Annotated in this window: 12 protein-coding genes; 8 read left to right on the forward strand and 4 right to left on the reverse strand. The window is 49.6% G+C overall.

Annotated elements, in window-relative coordinates:
* Window positions 1–9: 9 nt before the first annotated feature.
* The gene (locus tag NWAT_RS06295) at window positions 10–960 is read right to left on the reverse strand and encodes a LysR family transcriptional regulator (protein ID WP_013220298.1); all 951 of its coding nucleotides are present in this window, start codon (window positions 958–960) and stop codon (window positions 10–12) included.
* Between the two features lie 226 nt (window positions 961–1186).
* Here NWAT_RS06295 and NWAT_RS06300 point away from each other — a divergent pair, with 226 nt between their 5' ends.
* Window positions 1187–1756 carry an ABC transporter ATP-binding protein gene (locus tag NWAT_RS06300; protein WP_269724275.1) on the forward strand — a complete coding sequence of 190 codons (570 nt, stop codon included), beginning with the start codon at window positions 1187–1189 and terminating at the stop codon, window positions 1754–1756.
* Window positions 1753–2550, forward strand: a complete 798-nt coding sequence (locus NWAT_RS06305) for an ABC transporter permease (protein WP_013220300.1) — start codon at window positions 1753–1755, stop codon at window positions 2548–2550. Before NWAT_RS06300 ends, NWAT_RS06305 begins: the two co-directional genes overlap by 4 nt.
* 16 nt (window positions 2551–2566) lie before the next feature.
* On the opposite strand, the gene NWAT_RS06310 is transcribed toward NWAT_RS06305, so the two are convergent.
* Together NWAT_RS06310 and NWAT_RS06315 are read right to left on the reverse strand one after the other, a co-directional pair.
* Window positions 2567–3445 (reverse strand): DNA/RNA non-specific endonuclease, encoded by an 879-nt coding sequence (locus NWAT_RS06310; RefSeq protein WP_013220301.1) that lies wholly within the window; start codon window positions 3443–3445, stop codon window positions 2567–2569.
* Between the two features lie 21 nt (window positions 3446–3466).
* Window positions 3467–4543, reverse strand: a complete 1077-nt coding sequence (locus NWAT_RS06315) for a hypothetical protein (RefSeq protein WP_013220302.1) — start codon at window positions 4541–4543, stop codon at window positions 3467–3469.
* A 184-nt stretch (window positions 4544–4727) separates the two neighbouring features.
* On the opposite strand from NWAT_RS06315, the gene NWAT_RS06320 reads away from it, so the two are divergent.
* Window positions 4728–5324: a LemA family protein gene (locus NWAT_RS06320; RefSeq protein WP_013220303.1), complete on the forward strand. Its 597-nt coding sequence runs from the start codon at window positions 4728–4730 to the stop codon at window positions 5322–5324.
* Window positions 5325–5354: 30 nt separating this feature from the next.
* On the forward strand, window positions 5355–7370 hold the full coding sequence (locus tag NWAT_RS06325) for a M48 family metallopeptidase (protein WP_013220304.1): 2016 nt from the start codon (window positions 5355–5357) through the stop codon (window positions 7368–7370).
* Window positions 7371–7614: 244 nt separating this feature from the next.
* On the opposite strand, the gene NWAT_RS06330 is transcribed toward NWAT_RS06325, so the two are convergent.
* Window positions 7615–8136 (reverse strand): O-acetyl-ADP-ribose deacetylase, encoded by a 522-nt coding sequence (locus NWAT_RS06330; RefSeq protein WP_013220306.1) that lies wholly within the window; start codon window positions 8134–8136, stop codon window positions 7615–7617.
* A gap of 367 nt (window positions 8137–8503) precedes the next feature.
* On the opposite strand from NWAT_RS06330, the gene NWAT_RS16970 reads away from it, so the two are divergent.
* The 4 genes from NWAT_RS16970 to NWAT_RS06350 all read left to right on the forward strand — a co-directional run bounded on the left by NWAT_RS16970 (window position 8504) and on the right by NWAT_RS06350 (window position 15644).
* Complete coding sequence (locus NWAT_RS16970) at window positions 8504–8692, forward strand: hypothetical protein (protein WP_198342182.1); 189 nt, start codon at window positions 8504–8506, stop codon at window positions 8690–8692.
* 414 nt (window positions 8693–9106) lie between these two features.
* Entirely contained in the window at window positions 9107–10330 is a 1224-nt protein-coding gene (locus tag NWAT_RS06340; protein WP_013220308.1) for an efflux RND transporter periplasmic adaptor subunit, read from the forward strand.
* Between the two features lie 10 nt (window positions 10331–10340).
* On the forward strand, window positions 10341–13559 hold the full coding sequence (locus tag NWAT_RS06345) for an efflux RND transporter permease subunit (protein WP_013220309.1): 3219 nt from the start codon (window positions 10341–10343) through the stop codon (window positions 13557–13559).
* Between the two features lie 60 nt (window positions 13560–13619).
* Complete coding sequence (locus NWAT_RS06350) at window positions 13620–15644, forward strand: amylo-alpha-1,6-glucosidase (RefSeq protein ID WP_013220310.1); 2025 nt, start codon at window positions 13620–13622, stop codon at window positions 15642–15644.

The raw sequence follows: 15644 nt of genomic DNA on the forward strand, positions 1-15644 counted from the left end.
TATCCGTTATTAAAATAGCGCGTGATTAGTAGGGTAATCCGCTGAGGCAGGCAGAATTCCAGAGAGGTTTTGAAAGCAGGTCTCCCGTGCTAATTGGATAAAATCCTGCATGAAGAAGCGCTCTTTTTCCTCCGCTCGTACCGCCGCGAAGAGAGTCGCCCATAGTCCCTCTTTGCCTAGAGGGAGGGCTTTTACCGCACCTTGCTTTATTTCCTCGACAATGGCCCAGTTAGGGAGCGCGGCCACCCCTCGATTATTGGCGACCAGTTGCAGGATCATGAGGGTAAGTTCCGCGGTTCGCTGGCCTGCGGGTTCGATGCCAGCCGGATCTAGAAAATGAGTGTAAAGGCTCAGCCGATCCCGGCCCACGGGGTAGGTAATCAAAACCTCCTTTTTAAGATCGGCTGGTTCTACCCAAACCTTGGTGCTTAGGTAGTGACGGGGGGGAATCACCAGCATACCTTGAAACCGGAATAGGGGTTCATAGCTAATATTGGGTAAATCAAGGGGATCGGATGTCACCACTAGATCGATGTCGCCCCGTTCTAGGGCTGGTAGGGGCTCGAAATTAAAGCCAAGAGAAAGATCCATTTCTATCTCCGGCCAGCGGTTACGAAAGATATCCATGGAGGGCAGTAGCCATTGGAAGCAGCTATGGCATTCCACGGCGATATGGAGCCGTCCGGCACGTCCATCCGCCATGGAGGCCAGTTCCCGTTCTGCCGCTTCCACTTGAGGCAAGATGGCGGTTGCCAATTCTAGCAGGCGTTGACCCGCAGACGTTAGCCGCAGGGGGTGGCTTTTTCTGGTAAACAGGGGGCATTCAAAGTGCTCTTCTAAGGCTTTTAGCTGGTGGGAGACCGCCGACTGGGTTAAATGCAGGCGCTCGGCAGCTTGACTGACGCTACCTGTTTCTCGGAGACTGAGTAAAGTTCGGAGATGTCGAAGCTCGATAAACATAGCTAAAGTATGACCTACTTTACCGTGCCAGGGAACTATCCTTGTGGACTGTGGAGAAGACAGCGTTTGCGTAGTATTCCATTGTAATTGGTTTTGATAAAAGAATAAATTACGGGCCTTTTGGCGATAGCTTAAACTTACGAGAAGCGTAAGTGTGTCTGTGGGTACTCGGCCTGATTCTGGATGAGGTGCTAATCTACTGTTAATCGTTCATCATTTACGGCGGATGGGACTATCTTCTGTTTCCTTTAGTTTGGCAGATGGAGAGTGCATGGCCGTGCAGGGCCCCTCTGGTGCCGGCAAGAGTTTGCTACTGCGCGCCCTTGCCGATCTGGATCCCCGTGAGGGCGAAGTCAGCCTGGATGGTAAATCCTGGGACTCTATTCCCGCGCCCCAGTGGCGGCGGCAGGTGGTTTATTTACCTTCCGAACCAGGTTGGTGGAGTGACTATGTGATTGACCACTTTCCCAACTGGAAAGCCGTAAATTCATGGTTAGAGGCCCTAAGCTTACCCGCGGTGGTTAAAGACCGAACCGTAGAGCGTTTATCTACCGGTGAGCGCCAGCGTCTTGCCTTAGTCCGGGCGCTGGCATTGGAGCCGCGGGTATTGCTGCTGGATGAACCCACCTCCGGATTGGACAATAAAACCACTTGTGCGGTTGAGCAAGTTCTTAGGGAATGCCTGACAATGGGCACGAGTATCCTTTGGGTAACCCATGATCCAGCCCAGGCCCGTCGGGTCGCCCAGCGTTGCCTTTTTTTAGAAAATGGCCATGTTCGCGAGGAGTGGCTTTGAATTATATCTCTCTCGGGGTTTTCGATCTGGCCATTGCCTCGGTATTGGTGATTCTCAATGGTACTTTGTCCTTTTGTCTGAATCTTAGGTTAGAACGGCAACTGCTGATTGCCACCTTTCGCATGATCGTGCAGTTAGCGCTTGTAGGGTTGGTGCTCAAGACTCTTTTTGCCCTATCTTCGCCAGGGTGGACCGGTCTTGCCGCCTTGGCTATGATTTTGTTCGCCGGGCGGGAAATCATGGCCCGTCAGGAACGCAGGATGAGCGGGTTTTGGTCCTATGGTCTGGGGACGGGATGTATGCTGCTGGCGGCCAGCTTGGTCACCGTTTTTGCCTTGACCACGCAAATCCGGCCCGACCCTTGGTATGATCCCCGCTATACCCTGCCTCTGCTAGGCATGATTTTGGGTAATACCATGACCGGAATCAGCTTGGGACTCCATAGCCTTTTGACCGGCTTGGTGCGGGATCGCAATGCTGTTGAAGCCCAACTGACCTTGGGTGCCACGCGCTGGCAGGCGACTCTTCCCGTGGTGCAGATTGCCCTGCGCAGCGCTTTGATGCCCATTATCAATACCATGGCTGCTACGGGCCTGGTGTCTTTACCAGGAATGATGACCGGTCAGATTTTGGCCGGCGCCGAGCCCATGGAAGCGGTGAAATATCAAATGCTGATTATGTTTTTGATTGCCGGCGGTACGGCGTTCGGATCAGTGAGCGCCGTGCTGGGGGCTGTTTACTGGTCGACGGATGCCAGACACCGGCTGAGGCTAGAGCGGCTTAAAAATCCTTGATACCTTGGTTTGCCCGCTAATAGCGGGCGGGTAGCTGGGCAACCTCGTTCAGCCGCCAGGGGTCCGGTTTAATGGAGGATTCCAATTGTTCTTCCCGTGTGTCCTCTAGCTCGTGGAAAAAATCAAAGCCGGTTCTCTTTTCCACTTCATCGACGCTGACCAGGAATTTATCCAGAGGCTCTTTGCCTCGCACTTGCTGGGGGACAATAAAGGCAAGCATTTTCTCATCCGGGAGGGCAAAATAGATTTTGTAAAAAGCATCGGGTATTTCCACCCAGTAGGAGGATGTCAGCCGCTCGATATCAGGATCGAAAATTGGACCGGTGAATACCCAAATCGTCTCGAACTGTTGGGTGAAATGATCGATTTCTACTTCTTCCAGGCGCTGCCACAATTTCTGATTTAAATTGGATTTTTGCGGGGTGATATTGGTCATGAGAAAAGTATCCAGTTGAGCCGGTTTTCCATAAAGGCGGCTAATTGCGTAATTAGGCGCCATGTGTCCTCGGTCGTAGCCGCTGTGGCGGTAATCATCGTGGGTGATATGGGTCAGATTGCGCCAGTCGGCACTGAATCGCTGGGGGCGTTGATAGTGAGTGTCATCCTGAATGGATGTGATCTTGTAACTGACCCATAGGGGGTTACCTCGCAGGTCCGAATAACCCACCATGAAGCCATCATTGCGGAAAATGCGGGTCCAGGTATCGGACTCTTTCCAGTTTTCGGCTTTAGGCATACCCATATATACCATTCCGGGGCGGGCAATATACACTTCATAGCCATACCAGACTCCGCTTGCCAGCACCAGCAGCAGTAAAACAAGGGGGCGCTGGCGCCCCAATTGCCAAACGGTAAGAAAGATCCGAAAAGGGTTTATTTTTTTTTGCTTTGCCATGGAGTGCCTATAAATTCACGGTTAAAGGGAGAGAATAAAACGGGCTATTTGTTCAGAGCCATTGGGGCTATAGCGCTTCCGGGAAGGTAAATTGAGATAATAAGGTAATTGGGAAATCCAATCGCCCCTGTTAAATTGGGTTTCATTCATCCCGAAACCGTCCATCTCTTGTTTCGCAAATTTATCGAGTATCTCTGATTCCCGGAAATGGGTTCGGATGATATAGCCAAAGGGGATGCCCGCCCAGTAGGTTTCGGCCAGGGTACTATAGCCTAGCTTTCCCAATACCAGATCCGAGGCTTGGATTAAATCCGGATGGAAAAATTCGGAATGGTGGGGTAAAAGAACCATATTTTCATGACGTTGTAGACTCTCACCCACCCCGGGAAAGATAAAAAACATGGTTTGCTGGGCAGCTATTTGCGCTAGGAATGGGTAGTGCCATGGAGGAATGCCCCCCATGCTAATTAAAATAACTGGAGCATTCTGGGGCAGGCCGAGCTTGCTTCGAACTTGCTGCCTAGGAAGCCTTGCTTTCCGGGAAACGGGTGGGGTGCTTAAATCAACCGGTGCGGGATGGCAGGCTGGTTGGGTTTGGATATGATAATCCGCTGTTTCAAATAGACCCTTAAAAAAATCAATATATTTGCCTATTTCTGGATGCTGGCTAAGGTAACTTTGGTAAATCCAATCCCAGGTGAAGTTTTCGACGAGTACCGCCGGTATTTCTGCTTCCTTGGCCACTGCGATTCCCAAAGGCGAGATATCGCATAGCATAAGCTCGCATTGCTTTTTTTGGATTTGCCTGGCAAGGCTAGTCACTTGAGAGGGGTTAAAAGGAAGGAAGCAGTCAAGAGCATGTAGTGTGTGCTTTAAATCTTCATGTAAGGGTGATTTCTGAATAATTCCAATATCGGTTAGTAAGGCGTGGTAATTAAAATTTCCTTGTAGGGAGTCTTGGAAAAACCAAGGAGGAACCTGAGTATAAATCTCGTATTGTATTTTAGGAAGATTCCTACGTACCGCCTCCATGACTGCGCAGGCCCGCGCGGCATGGCCAAAGCCATGGGAAGTAATGAAGTAAGCAATAGTTTTCACGCAGGGGTTCTATCTTAGAATAAACATATCAACAAATTAACCGATAGTGTAAAGGTGTAAGTCATCATTCGGTAGGGGGCTTATATATTAGTGGGTTGATTAACACTCACTTTAAAGGTTAGTGAAGGGATTCGTAAGGGTATTTTAGAATTATTATTAGTTTTCTACTCATGGAGGTCTTTAGATGGGAATGACGGGTATTATTACCTTAGGGATAATCGTAGCAATGATTTTATATGTCATTGTAATTTACAATCGGTTAGTAGCCTTTAAAAACCGCTATAAAAATGCGTTTGCACAAATCGAGGTTCAGTTAAAACGCCGCTATGATTTAATCCCTAATCTAGTGGAAACAGCTAAAGGATATTTGCAACACGAGCGAAAAACCCTGGAGGCAGTCATCGCTGCTAGAAACCAGGCGATGACAGGTTTGCGGCAAGCTGCTTCTGATCCTGGCAATGGGGATGCTATTAATCGGTTATCCAATGCGGAGCAAACGCTTACTGGTGCGCTTGGTAAGCTTAATATTGTTGTGGAAGATTATCCCGATCTTAAAGCCAACCAGAATATGATGCAGCTCAGCGAAGAGCTGACGAGTACAGAAAACAGAGTTGCCTTCGCCAGACAATCGTTTAACGATGCCGTCATGCATTACAATACTTATAAGCAATCATTTCCGCAGAACATGCTTGCTGGTATGTTTGGCCATGGTCCGGATTCGGCATTATTACAGTTTGAAGATAGCCAAGCTATTCAAGCCGCTCCAAGCATTTCATTTTAATAAAAGCCTTTCCATTGCAATTGGTGTCCCATGGATTTTTTTCAAGCGCAAAATGATGCCCGTCGGAATACAAATCGCTTTGTCCTGCTCTTTATCGTTGCGGTTATTGTATTGGTTCTGTTGACCAATTTGCTTGTGATGGCATTTATGGGGGCATTTTCCGCCTATTTTGGTAATGATCTGGTGACTGGCCGTTATGTTGATAGCATGCTAGTAAGCAACGGCAATTCCGTGGATATCCTTTCATGGGCTTTTTGGGAAGCCATGCTGCGCGCATTCGATTGGCAAATGTTTTTTGGCATTGGTTTTATAGTCACGGCTATTGTGGCTGTGGCGAGTTTTTATAAGATGATGGTGCTTTCCTCTGGCGGCAAAGTGGTTGCGGAAATGTTAGGCGGACGTTTGCTTCGCCCCAATACCGAGCTACCGTCATCGGAGCATAAAGTACTTAATATCGTTGAGGAAATGGCAATCGCCTCGGGTACACCCGTGCCCCTTGTGTATGTTCTACCAGAAGCGGGGATTAATGCTTTTGCTGCTGGTTTTACGCCAGGTGATGCAGTGATTGGGATAACCGAAGGCAGCATACGGCATTTAAACCGCGATCAGTTACAGGGGGTAATAGCCCATGAATTTAGTCATATTCTTAACGGCGATATACGCCTCAATATTCGATTGATGGGTTTGCTCCATGGCATATTAATCATTAGTATCATCGGTTCTTATTTATTACGTTGCAGAAGTTTCTCTCGGGGGAGGCGGAGCGATAACACAGTGGCCACCGTTTTTTTGGGACTTGGGTTGGTGGCGATTGGTTCCGTTGGATCTTTTTTTGGCAGCCTTATTAAAGCCTCGGTAAGCCGTCAAAGGGAATACCTTGCGGATGCTTCCGCCGTGCAATTTACCCGTAATCCGGATGGTATAGCCGATGCTTTAAAAAAAATTGGAGGTTTTGCCGAAGGTTCAATGTTAGAAAGCCCTTCGGCAGCGGAGGTAAGTCATGCCTTTTTTGCTAATGGCATTCGTTCAATGCTAGCTTCCTTTTTGGCAACCCATCCTCCTTTAGACGATCGGATTCGCCGCATTCAGCCCCACTGGAATGGGAAATTCTTGGAAGCTGGTCGTCAAGCCGATGAAAGGATGTCCGCGGAAACCCTAGAACCCATAGCAAATCGAAGTTTTCCTTTTCAGGGTGCGGTTTCTCCAGTAGTGGCAGATATTGCTTTTGCCATGAATCACGTTGGCCGTCCCCAGCAGCAACATTTGGAGTATGCTCGTAGCCTTATCGAACAAATCCCCGATACGCTTATTGAAGCAGTGCGGGAACCTTATGGCGCTAGAGCTTTAATTCATGCCTTAGTAATAAATAAGGATTCCGAAGTTCGTAAATCGCAGCTAGAGCATTTAAAAAAGCAAGGAGATCAAGGCGTTTATGAGTTAACGGCTCGATTGTTAGCCCCCGTTGATGCTTTGGGGAATCAATTTCGTTTACCCTTGATAGAACTCAGCGTTGCCTCAATGCGCCAGCTGTCGCTATCACAATATCAATTATTTAAGAAAAACCTTTCTGTATTGATTGAGGCAGATAATAAAATTAGTGTTTTTCAGTGGGCTTTACAAAAAATTGTCTTCCATAATTTAGATTCTGTGTTTAACAAACATCCAGCATTTTCCACTATTGGGAAATACTCCGATCTATCTCAATTAGAAAATGAAATTGGGATTTTATTGTCTTTATTGGTTCATGCCGAGCATGATAATTACAAAGATGCGGAAAAGGCTTTTAGGGCAGGGAAAAAGAAATTGGCAAATATTCATATAAACTTATTACAAAGTTCAGTTATTAATTTAAATGAACTTGATACCGCCATTGATCGCTTGGCCTTGCTAAAGCCATTGCTGAAACCCCGTGTTTTGAAAGCATGTGTTGCTTCTATTACGGTAAACAACCATGTTTCTGTTATAGAGGCTGAATTGTTACGCGCCTTCTCCGCAGCAATAGATTGCCCCATGCCGTTGTTACTCAATACTCTAAATAAGAGATAAAGCTGACTAGGTATATTGTTACCGCATTCGCTTTTAACGCTGATACGTATCAAGTGATGTTCTTGGTGGTATTTTGGACATCCCAGTCTCGCACATTGCCGGGAGCCTTGGTAAGTACTTTAAGGCATCGCGGCAATAGCCTGTCCCAAGAAAGGCAAAGCCATTAGGAGAGAGGTGATGAGATCGCTTGTCTATATGGTTTATATTTTTGATTTTTTTTATGCTTCACCCACTTTTCCTTTTCTTATGCCTGCATCGTTTGAAATGCTTCTTGATATTGTTTAAAGTCCTGTTCAGAGAAACAGACAAAGTAAATTTGCTTAATTGTGGTATCTTGGCCAAGAAATGTCTTCACTTCCTGAAGGGCGATCCGACAAGCCTGCTTAAGGGGAAAACCATAAGCGCCTGTGCTAATAGAAGGAAAGGCGAGGGTTGAAATCCCTTTTGCTAGCGCAATCGCTAGGCTATTTCGGTAACATTGAGCTAGAAGTTGATCCTCGTTCCGCTGACCTCCCTTCCAGATAGGGCCGACCGTGTGAATGATGTATCTTGCTGGAAGCTGGTATCCCCTGGTGAGTTTAGCTTCTCCCGTCTTGCAGCCGCCCAGGCTCCGGCATTCCTCCTTAAGTTCTGGCCCAGCAGCCCGGTGAATGGCCCCATCCACGCCTCCTCCCCCTAAAAGAGTTTGATTAGCGGCGTTGATAATGGCATCCACCTCCATTTTCGTAATGCCCCCTTGCATGATCGTGATACGTGGATCGTTCATTTTAGCTCTCCTTCTGAGTCTAAGTTTTTTGACGCCTTAATTGCTGAGAATAGCGAAGTAGCCGCGAGAGGCAAGCTGATTCACTCTGCCAAGGGGAGCGGGAATAGGCTAGATTTATGTTGAAAAATGAGAATAGAGATTGGACGGCTTCACTCAATGTGGCACGATTGCAACGCTGGCAAGGCCGAGCGACAATAGAATGGAGGACACCCGCCAATGTTTCGCTGCTAGGCTGGGGAATATAATTTGCAGACTGGGGAAACTTTTGGCGCAGACGGCAAGGAAAGCAGGCCTAGCGAGGGGGCTTTTCTAGATCTTAAAGGATATGGGTCAATAGATCTTGGAAAAATCAAGCTCTTAAATATATATGTTAAAGAAGGTAATTAATGGACAGAAAGAAAAAGCGTATCAGCAGTGCCGACCTCGGCAAGATAATGAGGATGTGGCTGCTAATTATCCCGATAATAGTCGCTATTATTGGTTCGGCAACGTTTACCAGTATGTGGTTAGCCTCGCGGTCGGACTCCTCGACTACGATATATGGCCAAATTACTGATATAGATAATGAGCTACTTAACGATATTGGAAGAGATTTTCGTAGCACTTATCTCCAATTTCTTAAAGCTAAAATAAATCCAGGTTCCGATTCGGAAAGGGTGGAGCAACTGGATGAAAGACTGACTGAACTGATGTTTCAAGAGAGGAAAATTATCCAGAAATATGACCCTTTCTATACTTCCGATCGGCCTTCGACTATGGAAATTCTTTTTGAGATAATAGCGGAAGTTCCCTATCCTATTGTTTTTACTATTGCTATAGTGGTAGGTATATTTTTATTTGTAATTACCAGGTATCTTGCGCTTTTTATCATAATGAGGCGATACTCGCCTAGTTACGTTAAGGAAGTATAAGGAGGATGCCTTGAGAAAAAGCGCTAGCGGCTAGCTAGCTAATATAGAAAAAGACCCTAATGATTAAATCTTTTTCCTGTGTTGGGGTCGCTGCCGCCCTTCTTCTTGGTTTAAATGGTTGCAATGATCCCAATCCCCAACTTTCGGAACCGCCGCCACCAGAAGTCACGGTTGCCCATCCCATTCAACGGGAGATCGTTGAATGGGATCATTATACAGGGCGTACCGAAGCGGCAAAGACCGTAGAAATCCGCGCTCGGGTCAGTGGTTATCTTGATAAGATTGCTTTTGAGCCAGGCAAGATTGTTGAGAAAGGGGATTTGCTATTCGTCATTGATCAACGTCCTTACCAGGCAGTGCTGGCCCAGGCCCGGGCAGGCTTGAAGCGGGCCCAGGCCCAGCTTACTTTGGCGGTAACGGAACTTGAGCGCGCCGAACAGTTGGTGGGGAGAAAACTGATTGCCCGTGAGGAATACGACCAACGACTTGCCGAGCGACAGGTTGCCCAGGCAGAGGTTATGGAAATGCAGGCTGCCGTTGAATCCGCTCGCCTTGATCTTAACTTTACCGAGATCAGAGCACCCATAGGAGGGCGTATTAGCCGGCAGCTAGTGGATGGGGGCAACTTGATTATTGGGGGAGGCGAGGGTAATGCTACTTTACTTGCCATCTTGGTTTCCATCGATCCCATTTATGTTTATATCGATGCTGATGAGCGGGCGGTGCTTAAATATAGGCGCTTGCACCAAGAAGGCAGCCGGGTGAGCGCACGCTATGCGCGGATTCCAGCTCAAATGGGCCTTGCCACGGACAAGGATTTTCCTTTTCATGGGATTATCGATTATGTGGCGCCCCGGGCGAACCCTTCTACCGGCACTGTACGGGCCCGGATTGTCATCCCTAATCCGGATGATCAATTAAGTGGCGGTTTTTTCGCTCGGGTGCGAATACCTGGGAGTGGCCGCTATCGGGCCACGTTGATTACAGATCGGGCGGTTAGCCAGGATCAGGGGCAAAAATTCGTTTATGTGGTGAATGATGAGAATAAGGTTGCCTACCGCCGGGTTGAGCTAGGTCCTATCGTAGGCGGTTTGCGCATCGTCCGTGCTGGTCTGGAGCCGGAGGAGAGGATCATTATCAAGGGTGTCCAACGGGCCCGGGAAGGTATCGAAGTTATCCCTCAGCTGGCGCCCATGATAGCCCCCTCGGAGGCATCTACCCAAACCGGCGCTAAGCCAGTTATTTTTGAGACTGGCCAAGAATCTTCTCCCGGCCAAGGTTAAGGGTACACCCATGAATTTTGCTCGTTTTTTCACGGATCACCCTGTATTCGCATCGGTGCTGTCAATTCTGATTATTATTATTGGCGGTCTTGCTATCCTGGCTCTTCCCATTGAACGTCATCCCCAGATTGCTCCGCCGACAGTCGTCGTAAGCACCACTTATCCTGGCGCCAGTGGGGAGACGGTGGCTAAAACCGTTGCCACTCCCCTTGAGCAGGAGATCAACGGCGTTGAGGATATGCTGTATATGTCCTCTCAGGCAACCAACGATGGGGCGCTTCGGCTCACCATTACCTTTAAATTGGGCACCGATCTGGATAAGGCCCAAGTGCTGGTGCAAAACCGGGTGGCGTTAGCAGAGCCTCGGCTGCCGGAAGAGGTCCGCCGGATGGGGATCTCAGTACGTAAGAGTTCCCCCGATTTGAGTTTGGTCGTCAACATTATTTCACCGGATCAACGCTATGATCAAATTTACCTCAGTAATTATGCCCTCATCCATGTTCGCGAGGCCCTGGCGCGGTTACCTGGGGTAGGAGATATCGCCCTGTTTGGAGGTCGTGATTATAGTATGCGTGTCTGGCTCGATCCGGAAAGTCTTGCTTCCCGCGAGTTGACGGCGATGGATGTAGTGCGCGCCATTCGGGAACAGAATGTGCAGGTTGCTGCGGGTACTTTAGGTGAGCCTCCCATTCCTGGTAGTACTGATCTGCAACTAACCGTTAATACCATGGGGCGGCTTACCGAGGCCAAGCAGTTTGGCGAGATCATTGTTAAAACCGGCACTGAGGGGCAAGTGACGTATGTTCGTGATATCGCGCGTATTGAACTAGGCGCCGCAGACTATACCTCTAATCTTTATCTTGGCAGCCAGCCTACCGTTGGAATCATTATTTTTCAGCGGCCCGGCAGCAATGCCCTAGAGACCAAGCAGGCGGTGATGGAAACCATGGAACGGTTAGCCAAGGATTTCCCTCCTGGAATCGCCTACCGTGTGGTCTATGACACCACTACTTTCATTGAGGAATCAGTGAAATCGGTGGTCAAAGTGTTGTTTGAAGCGGTGCTCATTGTGCTGGTGGTGGTGCTGGTGTTTCTGCAAAATTGGCGTGCGACCTTAATTCCCATGCTGGCGGTCCCCGTCTCTCTGATTGGCACCTTTGCGGTATTGGCGGCCCTGGGGTTCTCCCTTAATACCCTGACGCTAGCGGCCATGGTGCTGGCTATCGGTATTGTTGTCGATGATGCCATTGTGGTGGTGGAGAATGTGGAACGTAACCTGGAGGCGGGCCTGCCGCGCCGGGAAGCCACGCTTAAGGCCATGGGGGAAGTATCGGGGGCGATCATTGCCATGGCTTTGGTGCTGAGTGCGGTGTTTATTCCCACGGCCTTTATATCGGGAATTACCGGTCAATTTTATCAGCAGTTTGCACTGACCATTGCCGCCGCTACTATTATTTCGGCGCTTAATTCTCTGACTTTGAGCCCAGCCCTAAGCGCTATTTTTTTGAAATCCCCGGATGAAAAGAAGGATATCTTGCAGCGTTGGCTCGATCGTCTTTTTGGCTGGTTTTTTAAGGGATTTAATGGGACTTTTAGTTGGTTTCGGACCCAATATACGCTACTTATCCGCCGTTTCGTGTGGATGAGTGTGTTGATGTTAGGAATCTATGGTGGATTGCTAGGGCTCACCTATCTGGGATTTACGCAAGTGCCGACCGGTTTTATTCCCCAGGAGGATCAGGGCTATTTGATTGTCTTCGCCCAACTTCCGGATGCGGCTTCCCTGGAACGTACCGACGCGGTGCTTCGGCGGGCCAATGAAATTATTCTCGATACGCAGGGTATATTGAGTACCAATGCGGTAGCGGGGTGGTCAGTGATCATGCGCGGGAATCAGCCTAATGTGGGCACTATTTTCGTCATTCTAGATCCTTTCTCGGAGCGCACAGAGGAAAACTTGGGCGCTAACGCTATTGCCGAAACGCTCCAGCAGCGGCTCGGCGGAATCCAGGAAGCCTTTATCGGGGTCTTTCCTCCTCCCTCGGTGCGGGGTATCGGCAACCTCGGCGGATTTAAGATGGAGATCCAGGATCAAGGAGGACGTGGGTTGCATGCTCTGCAAGATGCGGTGGAACAGATGATTATCACTGGCAACCAAACCCCTGAGTTGAGCGGACTATTTACCACCTTCCGGGCCAATGTTCCCCAGATTTATTTGGATATTGACCGTATCCAAGCGCGTTCTATGGGGGTGCCCCTTGATAATGTTTTCAATACCCTGCAAGTTTATCTGGGCTCGCTCTACATTAATGATTTTAATCTTTTTGGCCGTACTTTTCGGGTTATCGCTCAAGCGGATGGAGCTTTTCGCGACCAGCCTGAAGATATCTATTTGCTGAAAACCCGTAACGTGAGTGGTGAGATGGTGCCCCTTGGTGCCTTAGTGGATATACAAGAAACCACGGGTCCCGATAAAGTTAATCGTTACAATTTATTTCCTGCCGCGGAGGTAAATGGCGATGCGATGCCTGGAATTAGTTCAGGACAAGCTATTGCTTTAATGGAAGCCATTGCCGAGCGTGAACTGCCCCGGGGATTTGGCTTTGAATGGACGGAGCTGACTTATCAGCAAATCCTGGCGGGCAATACCGCCGTTTATATCTTTCCGCTCTGCGTATTATTTGTCTTTCTCGTGCTTGCTGCTCAATATGAAAGCTGGTCGTTGCCGCTAGCGGTTATTCTGATTGTGCCCATGTGTTTACTGTCTGCCATTATAGGTGTCTGGCTTATGGGTATGGATAATAATATTTTTACCCAAATTGGTTTTATCGTGCTTATCGGGCTGGCGAGTAAAAATGCGATTCTAATTGTTGAATTTGCCAAGCAATTACAGGATAAACAGGCTTTGAGTCGGTATGAGGCCGCGATAGAGTCCTCCAGACTGCGTTTGCGTCCCATTCTCATGACCTCTTTTGCTTTTGTCTTTGGGGTACTGCCCCTTGTGATTGCCGAAGGGGCAGGGGCGGAAAGCCGGGAACTCCTTGGGGTGGCCGTTTTAAGTGGTATGCTTGGGGTCACTTTTTTTGGCCTTGTGTTCACACCCATTTTTTATGTCGTGGTTCGTAAATTTGTAGAGCAGCGCCAAATGAGAGCTGAAGCGCCTGAGGCAACTCATAAAGAAAAAGAAGGGAATGGAGATAGCGAGGAGGCGGTGGCTCCTAATAATTAAGAACGATCAAAGGGATTATTTGTGTTTAAGTCTCCACTGTGTCAGCTAGAATAAATTGTTATGACCTTGACTCTTCCCCCCGCTATCCGTTTTGGCCGGGAGATCTGTGGCGATCTCGCGCAGGGAGAGCGGCGTGAGTGGTGGCTTACCAATGGGCTTGGCGGTTACGCTGCCGGCACGGTGGCGGGAACCCTGACGCGGCGCTACCATGGTTTGTTGATTGCCCCGCTGAAACCGCCTCTGGGCCGTTTTCTAGTATTTGCCAAAGCTGAGGCAAGTTTACTTTACCAGGACCAGGTAATCCCTCTATTTACCAATCGTTGGGGGAGCGGCGCGGTTGATCCGAGGGGCCATGTCCATTTGGAGTCCTTTGAACTGCAAGGCCGAATGCCGGTTTGGCGTTTTACGGTAGGTGATTTAGGCGTAGACATGCGCCTCTGGCTGGAACCAGGCGCCCATACCACTTATCTGGCCTATCGGTTGGTTAATCCGCCGTCTTCCTCCACCAGTTCCGTTCGGCTTCGCCTCAAGCTGCTGGTGAACGCTCGGGATCATCACGGTACCACCTCGCCTGGGGTGTTGAGTCCAGTGATTAGAGAGGAGGTAGATCGGCTACGGGTGATTCATCCTCACTGGTTCAGTTTGTATTTTCGTGCCCAAGGCGGTTTCATCACCCGGGAGCTGTCTTGGATTGAAGATTTTGATCTCCCCTTGGAGCGGGAACGGGGCTTGCCGGATCGTGATCGCCATCTTTGTGTGGGGCGGGCTGAACTGAATCTGTTCTGGAAAGGTTGGGTAGGCGTGGTGGCCAGCCTCCAACCAGAGACTTCTTCCCTGGAAGAAGCCATGGAGCGTTTTCAAGCCCATGACCTTAAAGTGTTAAGCCGGGCCAGTACCAACATTAAGGAAAAGTTTAAAGCGCCTTCCTGGATTCGGCGGTTAGTGTTGGCGGCGGATAGTTTTCTCTTTGCCCGTCCCCTCCCGGACCATCCAAACGGGGAATCAGTGATTGCCGGTTATCCCTGGTTTGGCGATTGGGGCCGGGATACCATGATCGCCTTGCCGGGACTAACTCTGGTGACGGGCGGCTTTGAGAGCGCCCGCCGGATTTTAGAGACGTTTGCCGGGTTTATTGACCAGGGTCTACTGCCAAACTGGTTTCCAGGCGAAGGTGAGACACCGGAATATAATAGTGCCGATGGTGCGCTTTGGTTTATTGAAGCCTGGCGGGCTTATGTGGCGGCCACGGATGACCGAATGGCGCTCAAGCGCTGGTTTGGGGTGCTAGAAGCAATTATACGGCAATACCAACAAGGGACTCGGCATGGCATTGGCATGGACCCGGCGGATGGGCTGATTGCTATCAGGGCACCGGGGTTGCAGCTTACCTGGATGGACGCCAAGGTGGGTGAATGGGTGGTCACGCCGCGCCAGGGCAAGCCGGTGGAAATCAATGCCCTGTGGTTCAATGCTTTGTGGGCCATGGCTTCCCTGGCGGAAGCGCTGGGTCAGTCCAGTTTGCCCTACCGAGATTTGGCCATGAAAGTTCGACAAGGCTTCCAGCGTTTTATAAAGCCGGAAGGGGAGGGTTTATGGGATGTTATTGATGGCCCCGAAGGAGCGGATGGGGCCGTCCGGCCTAATCAGATTTTAGCGGTGAGCTTGCCCCATAGCCCTCTTGACGCCACCGTCCAGGCCGGGATAGTCCGCCAGTGTGGACGGGAGCTGCTATGTTCCTACGGACTGCGTTCCCTCTCGCCCGCCCATCCAGCTTATCAACCCCACTACCAGGGGGATGTTTGGGCCCGGGATGGGGCCTATCATCAGGGGACGGTGTGGGCCTGGCTGTTGGGTCATTACGCCTTGGCCCATTACCGAGTCCAGGGGGATGCAGCAGCAGCCCAGAATCTACTAACGCCTATCGGGGATCACCTTCTGGATGTCGGTCTTGGCACGGTGAGTGAAATTTTCGATGGCGCACCTCCTCATCGGCCTCGGGGAGCCCCTGCCCAAGCCTGGTCGGTAGCCTGTGTACTCCAAACCTGGTGGCAGCTTGAACAGGCTAAAGATAAATCACTAACGTAA

The organism is Nitrosococcus watsonii C-113, assembly GCF_000143085.1.
GTDB lineage: Bacteria > Pseudomonadota > Gammaproteobacteria > Nitrosococcales > Nitrosococcaceae > Nitrosococcus > Nitrosococcus watsonii.